Annotated in this window: 17 protein-coding genes; 13 read left to right on the top strand and 4 right to left on the bottom strand. The window is 60.5% G+C overall.

The features are described from left to right. Positions 1 to 41 precede the first annotated feature (41 nt). The 6 genes from FHT85_RS08135 to FHT85_RS08160 are packed head-to-tail and all read left to right on the top strand — an operon-like array spanning position 42 to position 6,095. Positions 42 to 761 (top strand): ABC transporter ATP-binding protein, encoded by a 720-nt coding sequence (locus tag FHT85_RS08135; RefSeq protein WP_112412554.1) that lies wholly within the window; start codon positions 42 to 44, stop codon positions 759 to 761. Further along, on the top strand, positions 761 to 1,471 hold the full coding sequence (locus tag FHT85_RS08140; RefSeq protein ID WP_112412555.1) for an ABC transporter ATP-binding protein: 711 nt from the start codon (positions 761 to 763) through the stop codon (positions 1,469 to 1,471). Before FHT85_RS08135 ends, FHT85_RS08140 begins: the two co-directional genes overlap by 1 nt. Beyond that, complete coding sequence (locus tag FHT85_RS08145) at positions 1,468 to 2,331, top strand: branched-chain amino acid ABC transporter permease (RefSeq protein WP_112337689.1); 864 nt, start codon at positions 1,468 to 1,470, stop codon at positions 2,329 to 2,331. Before FHT85_RS08140 ends, FHT85_RS08145 begins: the two co-directional genes overlap by 4 nt. Position 2,332: 1 nt before the next feature. Next, positions 2,333 to 3,451 (top strand): branched-chain amino acid ABC transporter permease, encoded by a 1,119-nt coding sequence (locus tag FHT85_RS08150; protein ID WP_112337688.1) that lies wholly within the window; start codon positions 2,333 to 2,335, stop codon positions 3,449 to 3,451. Further along, a complete protein-coding gene (locus FHT85_RS08155; protein WP_112412556.1) occupies positions 3,444 to 5,198 on the top strand; it encodes an FAD-dependent oxidoreductase in 1,755 nt (584 codons plus the stop codon). The genes FHT85_RS08150 and FHT85_RS08155 overlap by 8 nt, the downstream gene beginning before the upstream one ends. Positions 5,199 to 5,207: 9 nt before the next feature. Further along, entirely contained in the window at positions 5,208 to 6,095 is an 888-nt protein-coding gene (locus FHT85_RS08160) for an intradiol ring-cleavage dioxygenase (protein ID WP_112412557.1), read from the top strand. An 87-nt stretch (positions 6,096 to 6,182) separates the two neighbouring features. Here FHT85_RS08160 and FHT85_RS08165 read toward each other — a convergent pair whose 3' ends face one another. Further along, positions 6,183 to 7,172, bottom strand: coding sequence for a LysR family transcriptional regulator (locus tag FHT85_RS08165; RefSeq protein ID WP_112412558.1), 990 nt, complete (start codon positions 7,170 to 7,172; stop codon positions 6,183 to 6,185). 170 nt (positions 7,173 to 7,342) lie between these two features. Here FHT85_RS08165 and FHT85_RS08170 point away from each other — a divergent pair, with 170 nt between their 5' ends. From FHT85_RS08170 to FHT85_RS08180, 3 genes are all read left to right on the top strand, one after another. After that, positions 7,343 to 8,299 (top strand): VOC family protein, encoded by a 957-nt coding sequence (locus FHT85_RS08170; RefSeq protein ID WP_112412559.1) that lies wholly within the window; start codon positions 7,343 to 7,345, stop codon positions 8,297 to 8,299. A gap of 14 nt (positions 8,300 to 8,313) precedes the next feature. Continuing rightward, the gene (locus FHT85_RS08175; protein WP_246779914.1) at positions 8,314 to 8,955 is read left to right on the top strand and encodes an alpha/beta hydrolase; all 642 of its coding nucleotides are present in this window, start codon (positions 8,314 to 8,316) and stop codon (positions 8,953 to 8,955) included. 336 nt (positions 8,956 to 9,291) lie between these two features. Next, the gene (locus FHT85_RS08180; protein ID WP_112337682.1) at positions 9,292 to 10,287 is read left to right on the top strand and encodes a GntR family transcriptional regulator; all 996 of its coding nucleotides are present in this window, start codon (positions 9,292 to 9,294) and stop codon (positions 10,285 to 10,287) included. Between the two features lie 12 nt (positions 10,288 to 10,299). Here the strand turns inward: FHT85_RS08180 and FHT85_RS08185 are convergent, their stop codons facing one another. From FHT85_RS08185 to FHT85_RS08195, 3 genes are all read right to left on the bottom strand, one after another. Further along, a complete protein-coding gene (locus FHT85_RS08185) occupies positions 10,300 to 11,829 on the bottom strand; it encodes a UxaA family hydrolase (RefSeq protein ID WP_015343169.1) in 1,530 nt (509 codons plus the stop codon). Between the two features lie 100 nt (positions 11,830 to 11,929). Continuing rightward, the gene (locus FHT85_RS08190) at positions 11,930 to 12,661 is read right to left on the bottom strand and encodes a response regulator transcription factor (protein ID WP_112412561.1); all 732 of its coding nucleotides are present in this window, start codon (positions 12,659 to 12,661) and stop codon (positions 11,930 to 11,932) included. Further along, positions 12,658 to 13,896, bottom strand: coding sequence for a sensor histidine kinase (locus tag FHT85_RS08195; RefSeq protein ID WP_112412562.1), 1,239 nt, complete (start codon positions 13,894 to 13,896; stop codon positions 12,658 to 12,660). The genes FHT85_RS08190 and FHT85_RS08195 overlap by 4 nt, the downstream gene beginning before the upstream one ends. Positions 13,897 to 14,192: 296 nt before the next feature. On the opposite strand from FHT85_RS08195, the gene FHT85_RS08200 reads away from it, so the two are divergent. The 4 genes from FHT85_RS08200 to FHT85_RS08215 all read left to right on the top strand — a co-directional run bounded on the left by FHT85_RS08200 (position 14,193) and on the right by FHT85_RS08215 (position 18,669). After that, a complete protein-coding gene (locus tag FHT85_RS08200; protein ID WP_112337679.1) occupies positions 14,193 to 15,209 on the top strand; it encodes an ABC transporter substrate-binding protein in 1,017 nt (338 codons plus the stop codon). A gap of 81 nt (positions 15,210 to 15,290) precedes the next feature. After that, entirely contained in the window at positions 15,291 to 16,781 is a 1,491-nt protein-coding gene (locus FHT85_RS08205) for a sugar ABC transporter ATP-binding protein (RefSeq protein WP_112412563.1), read from the top strand. Next, entirely contained in the window at positions 16,778 to 17,722 is a 945-nt protein-coding gene (locus tag FHT85_RS08210; protein ID WP_112412564.1) for an ABC transporter permease, read from the top strand. Before FHT85_RS08205 ends, FHT85_RS08210 begins: the two co-directional genes overlap by 4 nt. Beyond that, positions 17,719 to 18,669, top strand: coding sequence for an ABC transporter permease (locus tag FHT85_RS08215; protein WP_112412565.1), 951 nt, complete (start codon positions 17,719 to 17,721; stop codon positions 18,667 to 18,669). The genes FHT85_RS08210 and FHT85_RS08215 overlap by 4 nt, the downstream gene beginning before the upstream one ends. Positions 18,670 to 18,694 lie beyond the last annotated feature (25 nt).

Below are 18,694 nucleotides of genomic sequence, written 5' to 3' on the forward strand. Positions count from 1 at the left end.
GATTCGGCGAACGGACGAAACGGACACCAATCAGGAAGAAGATGGTCATACTTGCCCTCGAAAATGTTTCGAAGAGCTTCGGCGCCCTAAAGGTCGCGGATGACGTGTCATTTGCGCTGGAGAGCGGAGAGGCGCTCGGCATCATCGGGCCGAACGGTGCCGGAAAATCTTCCCTGTTCAATCTGATCAGCGGCAATCTGCGCGTCGATGAGGGGCGGATTATCTATCGCAACGAAGACGTGACGCGCCAGCCGCCGATGGCGCGATGCCTGGCGGGGATCGGCCGCACATTCCAGATCCCGCAGCCCTTCCAGCAGCTGACCGTTTTCGAAAACCTTCTGGTCGCCGCCGCCTACGGTTCGCGAAAGACCGAGCGGGAGGTGTCGGAGCGCTGCGCGGATATTCTGGTGAACACCGGCCTGATCGCACGCGCCAATCAGGCGGCCGGTAGTCTCGGCCTACTTCAACGCAAACGCCTCGAACTTGCGCGGGCGCTGGCGACCGAGCCCAAGGTGCTGCTGCTGGATGAGATCGCCGGCGGTCTCACGGAGGGCGAGTGTGGCGAGCTGGTGGAGACAATCCGGACGATCCACGCAGCCGGTGTCGCTATCATCTGGGTCGAACACGTGCTTCATGCCCTCAACTCCGTAGTGAGCCGTCTTCTCGTGCTGAATTTCGGCAAGGTGGTCGGTCTCGGCAGGCCGACCGAGATCATGGAATCGAAGGCGGTCCGCCAGATCTATCTTGGGATTGACGTCTGATGGCACTTCTTGAAACACAGGGTCTTACGGCTTTCTACGGCGACTTCCAGGCGCTCTTCGGGGTCGACATCACGCTTGATGCCGGTGAGACTTTGGCGATCATCGGCGCGAACGGCGCCGGCAAATCCACGCTGATGCGCTCGATTTCGGGCATGCTTGCCAATGAGCCCAACCAGATCAGCTTCGATGGAAGGCCCATCGGCGCGCTGCCAGCCCCCGAGGTCATGGCGCTCGGCATCGCCATGGTGCCGGAAGGTCGCAAGCTCTTCCCGTCTCTGACGGTGGAGGAAAATCTGCTGATTGGCAAATATGGGCGCAGCGTCAAAGGGACATGGACGCTTGAGACAATATACGAGCTCTTTCCGGTCTTGAGGGAAAGGCGCAACAATCCCGGCACGGCGCTATCGGGCGGTCAGCAGCAGATGGTGGCGATCGGCCGGGCGCTGATGTCCAATCCAAGGGTGTTGCTCTGCGACGAAATCAGCCTCGGCCTGGCACCAGTGGTGATCCGCGATATTTACGCGGCCTTTCCCAAAATCCGCGCCGAAGGTGCCGCCATCGTGATCGTCGAGCAGGATATCGGCCAGGCGCTCAAGGTAGCAGACCGCCTCTACTGTATGATGGAGGGACGGGTGACGCTGACTGGAACGCCGGACGCAATTAGCCGCGCCGACATCCATTCTGCCTATTTCGGAGTGCATGCGGCATGAACTGGCTCGACACGATTATACAGGGAATTCTGCTTGGTGGCCTCTACGCTCTGTTCGCGGCCGGCCTGAGCCTCGTTTTCGGCATCATGCGGCTGGTCAATCTCGCGCATGGCGATCTCATCGTCCTGGCCGCCTTCTTGCTTCTGGTGCTGGTCAGCGCGCTCGGGCTCAATCCCTTCGTCGCGGCACTCGTCGCCGTTCCGGTGATGTATGCGGTCGGCTGGGGCCTGCAGTTCCTCTTGCTCAATCGCACTATCGGAGACGACATACTGCCGCCGCTGCTTGTCACCTTCGGCCTTTCGGTCGTTATCCAGAACGCGCTGTTGGAAGGCTTTTCTGCCGATAGCCGCCGCGTTTCGGTGGGCGCGCTGGAAACCGCGTCTCTCAAGATCGGGCCGATCAGTGTCGGCACCATGCCGCTGCTGACTTTCCTGGCGGCGATTGCCGTCATCGTCGGCCTCAACCTCGTCTTCTACAAGACAAGCCTCGGCCGCGCCTTCCGCGCCACCTCGGACGATCGCGCCACGGCGGGTCTGATGGGCATCCGCTCCGACCGCATCTTCGCGACCGCGACGGGCCTCGCGATGGTTGTGGTAACGATCGCGGCCCTCTTTCTCGGCACGCGCGCCAATTTCGACCCGACGATGGGGCCGGCGCGGCTGATCTACGCCTTCGAGGCGGTCATCATTGGTGGGCTAGGCTCCTTCTGGGGTACGCTCGCAGGCGGCGTGATCATCGGCGTCGCACAAACGATCGGCGCAGCCGTCAACCCCGAGTGGCAGATCCTCGCGGGGCATGTGGCGTTTCTTCTCGTGCTGTTGGTCCGCCCGCGCGGGCTTTTTCCAAGGGCGGTCGATTGACATGGTGCACGATACGCTTTCCCCCGACTCCGCTTCGCCTGCGCCGCCGCCTAGCTGGACCATATCGACCCGCGATCGCGCCTCCTCGTTTGCAGTGCTTCTCGTCGTTGCGATGATTGCAGCAGGCGTTGCCGCTCCCTTTTTTGTGCCACGCGCGGCGCTTCAGAACCTCTTTTTCATCCTGACGATGCTGACGCTCGCGCAATGTTGGAACCTGCTTGCCGGCTATGCCGGGCTCGTTTCGGTTGGCCAGCAGGCCTTCGTCGGCTTCGGGGCCTATATTATGTCCGCCGCCGTCATCCTCAGCGGGCTCAATCCTATTGTCGCGATCATGCTCGGCGGGCTTGCCGCCATGATGCTTTCCGTGCCGACGGCCTTTTTCGTCTTCCGGTTACACGGCGCCTATTTCGCGATCGGGACCTGGGTGATCGCCGAGGTCGTGCGGCTGTCTCTGGCGCAATGGAAGGCGCTCGGCGGCGGCACGGGAACATCGTTGCCTTCCGGCATCACGCGCGATCTGCCGGGCGCCCGCCTCGCCGCCGATTGGCTCAGCGTGCGGCCTGCCCAGGCCGCGGATATGGTGTGCTATTGGCTGGCGCTTTTGTTAGCGTTTGCCGCCATTGGCTTTGCCTATCGGCTGTTGCGTTCCAAGCAGGGACTGGGGCTTGCCGCCGTGCGTGACAATCGCGAGGCGGCAAGATCGGTCGGCATCGATCCAAACCGCATTAAATTTGCCGTCTATCTCGCCGCCGCCTTCGTCACGGGCCTGACCGGCGCGCTCATTTACCTGCAAAAAGCGCGCATCTCGCCAGACGCCGCCTTCTCGGTCACCGACTGGACCGCTTATGTGATCTTCATCGTCGTCATCGGCGGCATCGGTACGATCGAGGGACCGATCGTCGGCGTCATCGTCTTCTTCATTCTACAGAAGCTTTTTGCCGATTACGGCTCTTGGTATCTGCTCGTTCTCGGCCTTCTCGGCATTGCCGTCATGCTATTTGCCCCGCGCGGACTGTGGGGCCTCTTTACCGAGCGCACCGGACTTCAACTTTTCCCCGTTCGCCGCATCCTTGCCGGCGGACCATTGACCAAGACTATCAAGGGAGGGCCGCATGGCTGACATTAACACCGACGTTTTGATCATAGGGACCGGCCCTGCCGGCTCGGCCTCAGCGGCGCTGCTTGCCAGCTACGGCGTCGAGACCATGGTCATCAACCGCTACCGTTGGTTGGCCAACACGCCGCGTGCGCACATCACCAACCAACGTACGATGGAGGTTTTGCGCGATCTGGGAAAGGATGTCGAGGAAGAGGCCTATCTCTTTGCCACCGGGCAAGATTTGATGGGGCAGAACGTCTTTTGCACCTCGCTTGCCGGCGAAGAGATCGGCCGGATGCGCAGCTGGGGCACGCATCCAGTGAGCCGGGCCGAGCACCAGCTGTCGTCGCCCTCGCATATGAACGACCTGCCCCAGACCTTCATGGAACCGTTGCTCTTCAAGACGGCATGCTCGCGCGGCGCGCAGGCGCGCATGTCGACCGAATATATTCGCCACGAGCAGGACGCCGACGGCGTAACGACGACCTGCCGCGACAGGCTCACCGGCGGGGAGCTGACGGTCCGGTCCAAGTACCTGATTGGCGCCGACGGCGGCAATTCCAAGGTGGCTGAAGATGCAGGGCTCACCTTCGAGGGCCGTATGGGCGTCGGCGGATCAATGAACATCCTCTTCAAGGCCGACCTTTCGAAATACGTCGCCCATCGCCCCTCGGTGCTCTACTGGGTCGTCCAGCCAGGCGCCGACGTCGGCGGCATTGGCATGGGCCTGGTGCGCATGGTTCGGCCGTGGAATGAATGGTTGATCGTCTGGGGATACGACATCAATCAGCCGGCGCCGGGCGTAGACACGGCCTTCGCCACCAAAGTGGTGCGTGACCTCGTCGGTGACCACGAGCTGGCGGTGGAAATCCAGTCGGTTTCGACGTGGACCGTCAATAACCTCTACGCAACCACAATGCAGAACGGCCGTGTCTTTTGCATGGGGGATGCCACCCATCGGCATCCCCCGTCGAACGGACTGGGCTCCAATACGTCGATCCAGGATGCTTTCAATCTCGCGTGGAAACTCAGTTACGTGTTGAAAGGCAAGGCTGGTCCCGCCTTGCTCGACAGCTACCAGCGCGAGCGCGCGCCGATCGCCAAGCAGATCGTGACCCGAGCCAATAAGTCGATCGAGGAGTTCGGGCCGATCTTCAAGGCGCTTGGCCTGCTCGATTCCATCGACCCCGTGAAAATGCAGCAGAACATGGATGCGCGCTGCGACGATACGGCGGCAGCCGAAACGCAGCGCGCTGCCATCCGTCAGGCGATCGCAGCCAAGGTCTATGAATTCGATGCCCACGGCGTCGAGATGAACCAGCGCTATCGGTCGGAGGCCGTTCTCGCCGACGGTCAGCCGGAGCCGGCCTTCGAGAAGGATGCGGAGCTGCACTACCAGCCGACCACCTGGCCGGGTGCGCGGCTGCCGCATGCCTGGATCTTTGCCGACGACGGAACCAAGGCATCGACGCTCGATCTTTGCGGCAAGGGCCGCTTTACGGTGCTCACCGGCATTGGCGGCCGCGGTTGGGTCGAGGCTGCAAAGCTGCTCGGCCGTGAACTTGGCTTCGACATCGAAGCTCATGTCATCGGGCCGCGCCAGCATTGGCAAGATCTGACCGGCGACTGGGCCAATCTGCGTGAGGTCCGCGATAGCGGCATCATTCTCGTGCGACCCGACCAACATGTCTGCTGGCGTCGCGAAACCATCGCGGAAGACCCGGTGGCGGAGCTTCGTCGCGCGCTATCCTTTGTTCTAGCTCTGTGAGATTTCGCTATGGAAACGCATGAAAAGGGATTTTTCACGGAGGAGAACTCCGTCGAGGTCGTCACCGGGCGCAACGCCAATGCGCGTGATCCGCGGCTGAAGCAGGTGATCGAGGTCATCACGCGCAAGCTGCATGAGGCGGTCAAGGAAATCGAGCCGACGCAGGATGAATGGTTCAAAGCGATCATGTACCTGACCCAGACCGGCCATCTCTGCAACGAGTGGCGGCAGGAGTTCATCCTGCTTTCGGACGTGCTCGGCGTGTCGATGCTTGTCGATGCGATCAACAACCGCAAGCCGTCGGGTGCGTCGGAATCGACCGTGCTCGGACCGTTCCATGTCGCGGACGCGCCCGAATTGCCGATGGGGGCAAACATCTGCCTCGATCAGAAAGGCGAGGATATGGTCATTCATGGCCACATTCTCGATATCGATGGCCGGCCGGTTGCCAATGCCGTACTCGACGTCTGGCAGGCTAATGACGAAGGATTCTATGACGTCCAGCAGAAGGGCATTCAGCCCGACTTCAATCTGCGCGGCGTGTTCCGCACCGGCGAGGACGGTCGCTACTGGTTCCGAGCGGTCAAGCCGAAGTTCTATCCGATCCCCGACGACGGCACGGTCGGCAAGCTCCTAGCGGGGCTCGGCCGCCATCCGTACCGCCCGGCCCACCTGCATTTCATCCTCAAGGCCGACGGCTTCGAGACGCTGACGACACACATCTTCGACCCTCACGATCCCTATATCAACTCCGACGCCGTCTTCGGCGTCAAGGAAAGCCTGCTAGCCGAATTCAAACGCGTCGACGATGCGGTGCGGGCACGCGAGCTGGAGTTTCCAGGTTGGTTCTGGGAGGTCGAATACGATTTCGTGCTGGCACCTTCGAAGAAGAGCTAAGCTCTGCGGACGATGCCAAGGAGCGGGACGCGACAACTTGCGTTTGACTCTCTTACATCTTGAGCCGTCTGTGCGCTCATGCTCGGCTCAGCCCGGGCCCTTTCGTTCGCGCTCGGCCATGAAAGGCCCGTGATCCCAGAGGATTTCGCGCTCGTGCTTTTCGACTGATCGACGCAGCTCGGAGAATTCGCGCCGCAGATGTCCAACAAGCTTGCGTCCGGCCGGATTTGAATAGGGCTTCGTTCTCGTCATGATCCCCAGTGCCCGTTCCGGCTGCGGGATATCAAGCGGAATGACGCTGATCCTGTTTTCCCGGCGCAACGCGTAAGCGACGGAAAGCGGCAGGATTGCCAGAGCGTCCGTTCCGATCAGATAATTCAAGACGCTCATCAGAGAGCCTCCGGCGTAACGGATCGAAACCTCCTCTATGCCGAGCGTGAGCAGAATATTGTGCAAGTCCAGTACCAGCGGCGAGCCGGGCAGGGGAGCGACCCAAGGGTAGTTGAGGATGTCCTCGGTTGCCAGATTGCGCTTGCGCATCAGCGGATGGCCAGCGCCACAGGCCAGCACGTTTCGGGCAGGCAGCAATGGTTCGAACTGCAGGTCGGCCCGAAGATCGGCGGAGCCCGTCGGTGTGACCGCGACATCGATTTCACCGGATTCGAGCTCGCTTACCAGGTCTGAATAGTTGCCGTAGGACTGGTGCACCATGATCCCCGGCTCGTCGCGTTGGAACGAGGCGATCATGGGCGAGACAACCGCATCCATGAAGAAAGGCACGCCGCCAATTCGCACGCGGCCGAACGAACCCGACTTGAAACTGCGGATGATTTCCATCGCCTTGCGCGATGACGCGAGGATCGCTTTGCCCTGCAGGCCGAGCTGTTCGCCGAGCGGTGTCGGCTGCATTGGCCGTCGCCCTGAGACGAATAGCGGTTCACCCACCCGCTTCTCCAGGATGGAGATGGTTCGCGATACGGCCGACTGCGTCATGCCGAGCATGCCGGCGGCTTCCGTTACGCCTCCAGTCTCGATGACAGCGGCCAGCTGAACAAGGTGATGTTCCACGATCTTCATAGCAAAATGCTATAGTATTTATGAACAATCTCATCAATCGCCGTTTTAGATCAGCTATATTGGTGGTGGTTGGCGAGGGGCTAAGAGCTGATTGCGAACCGATGGGGAGGAATGCGGAGGAGCAGCCGCTCCCCGGGGACGATCGATTGTTTTACAGGAGGAGGAGAACGATGGCACTTGTCAGCGGCTATCATCACTTGACCCTTTGCACCGACGGTGTGCAAGAGGACTATGATTTTTACACCAAAGCGTTGGGCCTTTATTCGGTCAAACGTACCGTGCTGTTCGATGGCACCATCCCTGTCTATCATCTCTATTATGGGTCTCGCAGCGGCGAGGCTTCGACGATCATCACCACCTTTCCGTTCCGCAAACCCGCCGTTTTCGGCAGGCGTGGTACGAACCAGTCGAAGATTATCCAGCAGGCGATCCCCGCCGGTGCGTGCGGCTACTGGGTCGAGCGGCTCAATGCCCGTGGCATCGAGGCTGCGAAGATATCGCGCTTCGGCATCGCGCGCGTAGCCTTCAAACATCCGTGCGGCATTCCCCATGAACTGGTGGAAAGCCCTTCCGACAACCGGCCGCCCATCGTCAATGAGGCGCAAGGGGTTACGGCCGAGCATGGTATCAAGGGTATCTACGGCGCGGCGATTGCCGTGTTTGACCGCACCGCCATGGATGACTTCCTGACTGCCGGCCTGTCGATGACGAAGGAAGCCGACAGCAACGAGGGACTGATGTTCTCCGTCCCAAACGCAAACGGTCCCAACAGCATGGTAGAAATCCTGCATGAAGCAAATAGCCCGCAGGGCACGTGGACGCTTGCCGGCGGCACTATTCATCATCTGGCGCTAAACACCGGCGACGAGCAGAACCAGCTGCAGCTGAAGGCGCATCTGGAGGGGTTGGGATTCACCGACGTTTCCGACCAGAAGGACCGCAACTATTTCAAGTCCTGCTACGTCCGTTCGCCGGGCGGCGCGCTGTTCGAGATCGCCTGGTCGGTCGAGGGCGGCTGGGCGCTTGACGAACCGGCCGACCAGATCGGCACCACCCTGGTCTTCCCGCCGTGGTTCGAGAATCGTCGCGAAGAGCTGATCGCTGGCCTGGAACCGGCGAACTTCTAAGCTGGGAGATGGCGATGCATCATGAACCTCTCCTGCTCGGCGCTGCACCCGAGGAGGCCCAAGTCCACTGCGTCTTCATCCATGGGCGTACCCAGTCGCCTGAAGACATGGACGAGCAGGTGATCGGTCGGCTTAAGACGTTGGGCGTGGCTTTTGTACTGCCGCGCGCTGCCGGTAGAAGCTGGTATGGCGCGCGAGCTACGGAACGGTTGACGCCGGCAACGCGAGAGGAACTGGAATCCTCACTGGCTTATATTCGCGGTATTACCGACGAATTGACCCGTCGCCGTCACGCCACGCCTCTGTTGATCGGCGGCTTCAGCCAGGGCGCGTGCCTAGCCTTGGAATATGCGATGAAATACGGGCCATGGCGGGGTGCCATGGTCAATCTTACTGGTTGCCGCGTTGGCACTTCGGAGTGCGACAGACCCTTTGCGGACCTTGATCGCATGCCGGTTTATCTGACCGGATCCGACAAGGACCCTTGGATTCCTGTCGATGCTTTTGCTGACGCTGCGGAAAGTCTTGCGCGGGCACGGGCGAGTTTGCGTTGCGACGTTCTGCCCGACCGCGCGCACGAGGTTTCGCCCCAAGAGATTGCGGGGCTTGAAACTATGCTCTCGACCCTTGTCCGCGGTGACGGCGTGGTTCTGTAACCGGCAAGCTGCGTTAGACAACACATCGACAATTTTGAAATGAACAGCGACAGCAATTGTCTTGCCTAAAGCGACGCGGAAAAAGGGCCGCCAAAACCCTAACTGAAATCGCCCGATTAGCTGCTAGGGCTGTCGCCAGCGGCGTGGCGCGAGCCGCCATTGCGCTGCGGAAGGGGGCGATCGCCTGTCGTGATCAACGATTTCGATGGTGCGAATTGTCGGCTCACGTCGATTTCCTGCGAAAAGGCCTTGCGGTAGGACACGAGGGAGGTTTTGAACTGTATGTGGTAATGAGGACAGCGAAGATGCTGACCCTCTGATGAAGTATGGAACGAGATGAGCCCATCCCAAGTCGAAAGCAGCGGCCTGCGAAAGATTAGGCTCTATGAGCAGCTTCACGAGCGATTGAGAGCAGAGATTCTCGCCGGAGCGGTGCCTGAAGGTGTTGTCTTGACCGAGGCCGCCCTTGCCGATCTGGTCGGCAGCAGCCGGGCGCCGGTTCGTCAGGCATTGCAGATGTTGTTCGATGGCGGCCTGATCGCACGTCTCAATGGCCGCGGCTTCATTGTCGGTAAGACAGGGACACCACCGAAGCGGATCAAGCTCGGCGATTTTCTCGGCAAATTGTTCGACGAAGATGGCGATAGGCCGGTATTCGCATGGCAGGCGCTTTACGAGGATGTCGAACGCATCGTCGTCCATCGCTCCTTTTTCGGCCGTTATCGCATCAATGAAAACGAGTTGGCACGGCATTTCGGCGTGGGGCGCGCCGTAGCGCGTGACGTGCTGTTAAGGCTCGAGACGCTTGGCATCACCGAAAAGGACGAGAATTTTCGCTGGTCGATCGTCCCGCTCGACAGCCAGCGTATCCGTGACCTCTATGAGGTGCGCGAACAGATCGAGCCTGTGGCGCTCGCAAGCGCCTTGGGCGGGCTTTCCAGAGACCACGTCGACACAATGCTTGCGCGGCTGTCGCAGGCGCTTGCGGATTATCCCGATGTCTCGGCCTCGACCATGTACGAGCTGGAGCTCGATCTTCATCTGCGCAGCCTTCAGGCTTGCCCGAACAAGGAGTTCCTGAGCATCCTGAAGCGGACGCACTGCATCCTTACGCTCAGCAAGCATATCGTCGGCAGTCGCATCAAGAGGCCGGAATACGAGCCCTTCCTGTCGGAGCACATCGGTGTCTTTAAAATGGTGCAAAACCGAGACGAGGAGGGGCTGCGCAAAGCCATGCGAGATCATATTCGCAACTCGCAACCGAGCGTACAGGCACGCGCCGCCTATATCCGCGAGCAATACCAGCCGGACGAATACCCATTCATCGTCTGATGCGCGGCACCATCAGGTGATGGCGCCGACCTGCCAGGGAACGAATTCATTGTCGCCGTAGTCGAAGGTCTCGCTCAGGGTCTTCTTGCCGGAGGCGACAGCGATGATTTCCTCGAAAATCCGCTCGCCGGCCGCCTCGATCGTATCGTCGCCGCTGACGATGTCACCGCAATTGATGTCCATATCCTCGCGCATATGGTTGTACATTTCTGTATTGGTGGCGATCTTGACGCAGGGTGCTGGCTTGAAACCGGAAACGGAGCCTCGGCCCGTCGTGAAGCAGATCACATTGCAGCCGCCGGCAACCTGGCCGGTGACGGCAACAGGATCGTAGCCGGGCGTGTCCATGAAGACGAAACCAGGTTCGTCGACGATCTCAGAATATTCATAGACGGCTTTGAGCGGCATGGAGCCGCCCTTGGCGACCGCGCCGAGCGACTTCTCGAGGATCGTCGTCAATCCGCCGAGCTTGTTGCCATAGGACGGATTGTTGTTGAGTTCCGCTCCGTTGCGTCGGGTATAATCGCGCCACCAGTCGATCCGGGAGAGCAGCTTTTCGGCCACGGCAGGCGTAACCGCTCTGCGCGTCAGCAGGTGTTCCGCACCATAGATCTCCGGCGTTTCCGCCAGAACCGAGGTGCCGCCATTGCGCACGAGGAGATCGGAGGCATAGCCGAGCGCTGGATTGGCCGAAATGCCTGAATATCCATCGGAGCCGCCGCATTCCAGGGCAAGCTTGATGCCGGAAAGCGGCTGGACGGTGCGGGTGGCGGAATTGACCTCCGGCAGCATGTCCTTGATCATTTCGGATGCGGCGGCGATCGTCTTGCGGGTGCCGCCGAGATCCTGGATCGTCATGGTGCGCAGTCGGTTTCCTTCTTCCAGCTTGTAATGCTCCAGGATGGGCGCGATCTGATTGGTTTCGCAGCCAAGCCCGATCATCAGGATACCGCCGAAATTCGGATGCCGCGCATAGCCCTGGAGGGTACGGGCCAGATAGCGGTAGCCCTCCGACTGCGTGCTGACGGCACAGCCGCCGCCATGGGTCAGCGCCACGACGCCATCGACATTGTCGAAGCCCTCAAGCCCGCCGGTGCGATTGAAATGTTCGGCGATATATTTCGAGACGGTTGCCGAGCAATTGACCGTCGTGATGATGCCGATGAAATTACGCGTTCCGACGCCGCCCGCGCCGCGGTCAAAGCCCATGAAGGTCCGACAGTCCTCGCGCGGCAGCATTCCGGTCTCTTCGATATCGACACTGAACTGATAGGGATGGTCGGATTCGATCACGGCCAGGTTCTGCAGATGGACGTGGCCCCCGGCCGGAATGAACTGTGTTGCGACGCCGATCGGCTGGCCGAATTTGCGGATCTCCTGGCCTGCCTGGATGTCGCGAACGGCCACCTTGTGGCCCCGCGGGATCTGGTCTGCGGTAATCAAGCCGTCGATGCCGGTCGGGCTGCCGGCGCGGATCATCACGCGTGCGACCGCAACATCGTCAATGGGGTTGAGCAGGATGACAGGCGAAACGGCGGGCATGGGAAGTTCCGTATGGTTGGATTAATGTCTATTGCTAGCAATAGACAATTATTCGAGGGAAGACGTCAAGCAAGATCGACGTAGCGGGCAGGGCTTGCTTTCAGTCGCGGGGTTGGCGCGCCAGCCAAGCGGAAAGATCGGCTTCCGCACGTTCGAGCGCGCTATGGTTGAGGAGTTTTCTTAAGAAGGCCACGGCCACCGCGCGCGCTCTCAGATTGAAACGACCATCATCATCCTGACCGCCGAGCGGCTGATAGACGCCGAGTTTCACATAGAGCTGCTGCAATCGGTTCTGGACGCTGCGGACTGAGAGATTGCGCCTCTGGGCGATCGCGCGATCGGTCAATCCAAGAGCGATATCGATCAGGATCTCATATTCGGCCTCGGTGAAACCATTGACGTTGCCGAGGCTCTTTTGCTGCATGCCGCGCACTTCGCGGTCGATCACGCACTGGCTCTCGATGAAGATGCTGCGAAGCGCCAGCTTCAGGCGGTCGTCCGAGGCCGATTTCAGGACATAGCCATAGACGGCGCCGGCGGGCACGATGCGCGAGACGCCTCGAACATAGGCCTCGTCCGAATAGTTCGACCAGAAGAGGATACGCGTCTCCGGTCGCTCCTTCCAGATCGTGCGGGCCGCCTCGATGCCATTGCGCTGGCTCATCTGCAGATCCATGACGATATGAGAGGATCTCAAATCCCGCGCCAACCGTTCGCCCGTATTGCCATTTTCCGCCTCCAGCACGCCATCGCATTCAGGAAGTGCAGAGCGGATCGCTTCATTGAGATAGGAGCGATGGAGCGGATCGTCCTCGATGATCAGAACCTTCATGCGGCAGCTCCTCCAGCCGTTTGCGCGATGGCAGGCAGGCTGACACTGACAATCGTTCCACCGGACGCCGCAGCCGCCTTGATCATGAAGCGCGCTGAAATCAGGCGCGCACGCGTGCGCATGTTTTCGATGCCGCCGCCCGATAATCTGCGGGTATTTCCCAGTCCGACACCGTCATCGACGACATCAATGGTGACCGCACCCTCGGCCGCTTTCAGATGAACCGCAACGCTGCCGGCCTGAGCGTGGCGAATGGCGTTGTTGATGGCCTCTTGAGCGATGCGGAACAGGGCAATCGACACCGATTGTTCAAGGCAGTCGATCGCGCCGCCGGTCTCGTCGTTCAGTGTCCAGGTCAAAGTCGCGCCGCTCTCCTGGATCGACCGTTCGAGATGGTTCTCGATCGCCTGCGCAAAACCGAACAGTTGAAGGACAGAGGGCTTGGCCTCTTCAATGATCTGGCGAAGATCGTGCATGCTGTGTTGCAACCCGCGAAAGAGCGGCTCAAGCGCTTCACCGGTGACATCGGGCTGGCGGGCAAGCCGTTCCAGTCGCCGGGAGAGGCGGGTCAGATCGGCGAGAATCTGGTCGTGCAGGTCCATGCCAATGCGCTGGCGTTCCGCTTCCAGCGCCTCGGTCAGCTTCAGGGCACCGAGACGCAAACCCTCTTCGCGGGCCCGAGCCTCGGCCTCCACGATCGCCGACCGTTTGGCCTGGTCGGCGGCGCGAATTGCAAAGAAGTGGGGTGCGAGGAGATCGGCAATCACGCGGGCACTTTCGATATCTCGCATGGTGTAGAGGCCGGTCTGGTGACTGGAGCAGGACAGGGCGCCGATGATATGACCCTGAACTTTAAGGGGCACGTGCAGACGGCTATGCAGCGATTGATGAAAGATCGGGTGCGAGAAAGAACCCTGAAAATGGAATTGGGGATCGCTCCAGGCATCGTCGGTTAAGAGGTAATCGGTCTCGCCCCAGAGAAGCGTGCGGATGGGGCTGTTGCTTACGGGTGCGGGAAAACGTCGACCCCAATCCGTTTCCAGTCCGCTCTCGTAGGCAGTATGAAATTGCTCGTCCATCAGGATGATGCAGACGTCGAGATGGTCATGCGGGATAACATGGCTGATTTCGGCGGCGACGGCCTGGATGACCGAGTGAAAGTCGAGCTGACCTGCAAGAAGCCTCGATATGTTGAGATAATGGTCGAAGACCGATTGCGGCGCCAGATCGCGCAAGACACGCCCTCCCAGGCAAAGCGCCGGCCTCTGCTCCTCCGGCCGCGCAGCATGCAAATTTTCGACGCTATTAAGCGCCGATCCGAGCGATCCGTCTTGCGGACTTGCGCATCTTTTCTGCGGGATCCCGCAAGGTCCCACCCTTTAAGCGCCTGTACAAGCGTCACAATCTCGGACATCCTGTTTCTACTGACAGGGTAACCTTCAGTGCAAATATTATTTTCGATCGTTCGTTGAGGAGCGCGCTCGGAAATCTTGGCCTGGAAGATGAAGTACAGGCTCTTTGGGAGGAAAAAATGAATATTGCCAAGATGCTTATGGCATCCGCCGTCATCGCTTGCGTTGCCGCGCCGGGTGCTGCCTTTGCAGATACGTCATCCAAGAAAATTGCCTTGTCGAACAATTATGCCGGCAACTCCTGGCGCCAGGCCATGTTGACGAGCTGGCAGAAGGTAACGGGCGAAGCGGTCAAGACCGGTGTCGTTGCTGCGGCCGATCCGTTCACGACGGCTGAAAACCAGGCAACCGAGCAAGCCGCCCAGATCCAGAACATGATCCTGCAGGGCTATGATGCGATCGTCATCGATGCTGCCTCGCCGACGGCGCTGAACGGCGCGATCAAGGAAGCCTGCGATGCCAAGATCGTCGTTGTTTCCTTCGACGGCATCGTGACCGAACCCTGCGCCTGGCGCATTGCCGTCGATTTCAAGGGCATGGGTGCCAGCCAGATCGAATATCTCGCCAAGAAGATGCCGAAGGGCGGCAATGTGCTCGAAATCCGCGGACTTGCCGGCGTCTCCGTCGATGACGAGATCTCAGCCGGTATCCATGCGGCTGCCGCCAAATATCCGCAGTTCAAGATCGTCGGTTCGGTTCACGGCGACTGGGCTCAGGATGTCGCCCAGCGCGCCGTCGCCGGCATTCTGCCGAGCCTTCCCGATATTGCCGCGGTCGTGACCCAGGGCGGTGACGGCTATGGTGCCGCCCAGGCTTTTGCCGCCGCCAAGCGCCCCATGCCGACGATCGTCATGGGCAACCGCCAGGATGAACTTGCCTGGTGGAAGAAAGAGAAGGATGCCAGCGGCTACGAGACCATGTCGGTCTCGATCGCGCCCGGCGTCTCCACGCTCGCCTTCTGGGTCGCCCAGCAGATTCTGGACGGCAAAGAGGTGAAGAAGGACCTGGTCGTTCCATTCCTGCGCATCGATCAGGACAATCTCGAAACCAACCTTGCCAACACGCAGGCCGGCGGTGTCGCGAATGTCGAATATACGCTCGACGACGCCAAGAAGGTCATCGCCGCGGCGAAGTAACCGATATCTGCGAGCCGTTAAGACGGGCGCCGCCGCTAAAGAGGCGGCGCCTGCCGATCAAACGCCCGACCCGGACGATCCATGATTGCAGCCAAAGATAATGCTTTGAAGAGACAGGATGCCGGCCCGCAGGCCGTCGTCACCGCCCGTGGCATCAAGGTGCATTTCGGTGCCGTAAAGGCGCTCGATGGCGCCGATCTGACGGTTCTTGCCGGCGAGTGCATCGGACTTGTTGGCCATAATGGCGCCGGAAAATCGACGATCGTCAACGTCATAAATGGCGGCCTCAGCCCGCACGAGGGCAGCGTTACCTATGAGGGAGACGACAGCGTGCACGGCATCAATGCGGCGCGCGCCCACGGCATACGCTGCGTCTTTCAGGAATTGTCACTCGCGCCGAATCTAACCGTCGTCGAGAACATGCGGGTGGTCCATCGCGGCCTTGCCGGCTGGAGCTGGCGGCGGCAGGCGGCCACAATCGTTCGCGCCAAGCTCGACGAAATTTTCGCCGGTCACAGGATCGACGTCATGCGGACCGTCGGCGAACTCTCGATCGCCGAGCGGCAGATGGTAGAGATCGCAATCACCTTTTGTGCCGTCGGCGAGAAACCGAAGCTGGTTATCCTCGATGAGCCGACCTCATCCCTCGATGCCGGACTGGCCGCTCAGCTGATGACCTATGTGCGCAGCTTCGTGCAGGCGGGCGGCGCAGTCATGCTGATCTCGCATATTCTTGGCGAGATCCTTTCGACCGCAAGCCGCATTCTGGTCATGAAGGACGGCCGCGTTGTCGCCGATCGCGCCGCTCAGGACTTCACCGTTCATAGCCTTGTCCAGGCAATGGGCAGTGTCGTCAAGGAACAAGATCGCAAGCGCAGCAGCGGGGAAGGCGCCGCATCGTCTCCTTTGCTTGCACTGCCGGTGCGAGGAGGCCGAGGCCTTGGCTTCAATGCTCGCAAGGGTGAAGTGATAGGACTTGCCGGGCTTGCTGGTCATGGCCAGACTGACATGCTGCTCGATCTTCATCGCTCGCTTTCCCACAACTGGCTGCCGGGCAGGCAAGGTAATATCGCCTTCGTCGCGGGCGACCGCAGCTTGAATGGCACCTTTCCGCTTTGGAGCATCCTGAAAAACCTCAGCATCGCCTCACTGGGCGACTTTTCGCGACTGTCGGTCGTCGATCGCGGGCGCGAGGATCGCCTCGGTGCCGACTGGAGGGGCCGCATCGAAATCCGTACGCCGACGATGGCAAATGGCATCTTGTCCCTGTCCGGTGGCAATCAGCAGAAAGTGCTGTTCGCCCGCGCCTTGGCAACGACTGCGCCGATCGTGCTGATGGACGATCCCATGCGCGGTGTCGATATCGGTACCAAGCAGGAGGTCTACAGGATCTTGAGTGACGAGGCTTCGTCCGGCCGGACATTTATCTGGTATTCGACGGAAATGGACGAGATCCGGCTCTGCGACCGCGCCTATGTCTTTCGCGACGGCGCAATTGTCGCCGAACTGGTTGGAGACGAAATTACGGAGGAAAATGTGCTGGCGGCTTCCTTTGCCGGGGAGGGCGCATGAGCCGTCCATCCTCCGCTACCCTGCGCCTGCTCATTCCGGCGCTATCGCTTGCGGTGCTGCTCGCAGCGGTCTTTTACCTGCAGCCGCGCGCCATGAGCTATATCGGCCTCAATCTGCTCTTCAATCTCGCCGTACCGATTGCGCTCGCGACAATCGCGCAGATGATGATCATGTCGGTCAACGATCTCGATCTCTCGATGGGGACCTTCGTCAGCTTCACGGCCTGTGTGGCGGCGACCTATCTGCAATCTGCTCCGCTCGTCGGTATCCTCATTCTGGCGGTCGCAATTGCAGTCTATGCCGCAATCGGCATCGTCATCTATATCAGAGATCTGCCATCGATCGTGGTGACGCTCGGCATGAGCTTCGTCTGGGGCGGCCTGGCTGTCCTGCTGCTGCCGGCGCCAGGCGGCACCGCACCCGATTGGGCGCGCTGGCTGATGACTTCTAAGCCGCCACTAATACCCATCGCGATCATAGCCAGCCTCCTTATCGCGCTGTTCGCCCATTTGATCGTCATGCGCTCCTCCTTCGGGGTGCTGATCCGCGGTGTGGGCGGCAATCAGCGGTCGCTGCAGCGTGCAGGCTGGTCCGTCGTCAGCCTGCGTGCCGCGGCCTATGCGCTGGCGGGCTTCTTTGCCGTATTGGCCGGCATTGCGCTGGTCGGGCTGACCACCTCGGCGGATGCGAATATCGCGCTGCGTTACACATTGCTGTCGATCGCCGGCGTCATCCTCGGCGGCGGGGAGTTTACCGGCGGCCGCGTCTCGCCGGTGGGGGCCGTCATCGGCGCGCTGACACTGACCCTGGCGGGCTCCTTCCTATCGTTTCTGCGGATATCGCCCGACTGGCAGATCGGCGCGCAGGGCGCAATCCTGATTATTGTGCTCGCCCTCAGGCTCTTGCTCAATCGCGTCGAAAAGCGGGAGAAACAATCATGATCGCGCTTGCCGTGCTCGGCCGCAAACCCTGGATATGGTCCTTTGTCGCGGCAATCGCGGTGTGGATCATCACCGTTCTCTTTACCGGCGGCGCCAGTTCCATCGGCCTGTCGCAGGCTGCACTCACCTTTGCGGCATTCTCGGTTATCGTCGGCATTGGCCAGATGTTCGTCATCACGCTCGGGCCGGGCAATATCGATCTTTCCGTGCCGGCGACGATGACGCTTGCCGGTACGCTCGCGCTGAAACTCATGAATGTCGAAGACGGCATGATCGTGCCGGGCCTGCTGGTGTCGGTCGTCATCGGCCTTGGCATCGGGATCAGCAATTATGCCCTGATCAAGTTGCTGCGCATTCCGCCGATCATCGCAACACTCTCCATGAGCTTCATCATTCAGTCGACCGCCATCTGGAGCAACCGCGGCCTGCGGATCAAGCCGCCCGAATATCTGGCCGAGTTCACGACATCGGGGGTGTTCGGCATACCGAATGTCGCCATCGTCGCCCTTTTGCTGTCGGCGCTGGCTTGGATTCTCCTTGAAAAGACGATCTATGGGCGCTGGATCTCGGCGATCGGTCAAAGCATGTTCGCAGCGCGCATGGCCGGCATTCCCGTCGACGGAACGCGCCTGGCGACCTATGTGCTCTGCGCCATCCTCGCCTCGATCTGCGGCTATCTGCTGGCGAGCTTCTCCGGCGGTGCGGCCCTCAACATGGGTGCGGAATATCTGTTGATGTCGATCGCGGTCGTCATCATCGGCGGGACGGCCGTTGCCGGCGGCGATTCCAACGTGCCGGGCATCTGGGGCGCCTCGCTGTTCATGTTTCTGGTCGTCTCCATGCTGAACACTTATGGCTTCGGCGCGGGCCCAAGGCTCGTTCTGACCGGCCTGATTATTATTGCCGTCATTCTCGTTGCCGGCGGTCGCCCCGCTGGTGGGCGCTGACACTTTTCTCCCAAGATCCCTACAG

Origin of the sequence: Rhizobium sp. BK312 (assembly GCF_014193605.1) — a bacterium.
Classification (GTDB): domain Bacteria; phylum Pseudomonadota; class Alphaproteobacteria; order Rhizobiales; family Rhizobiaceae; genus Rhizobium.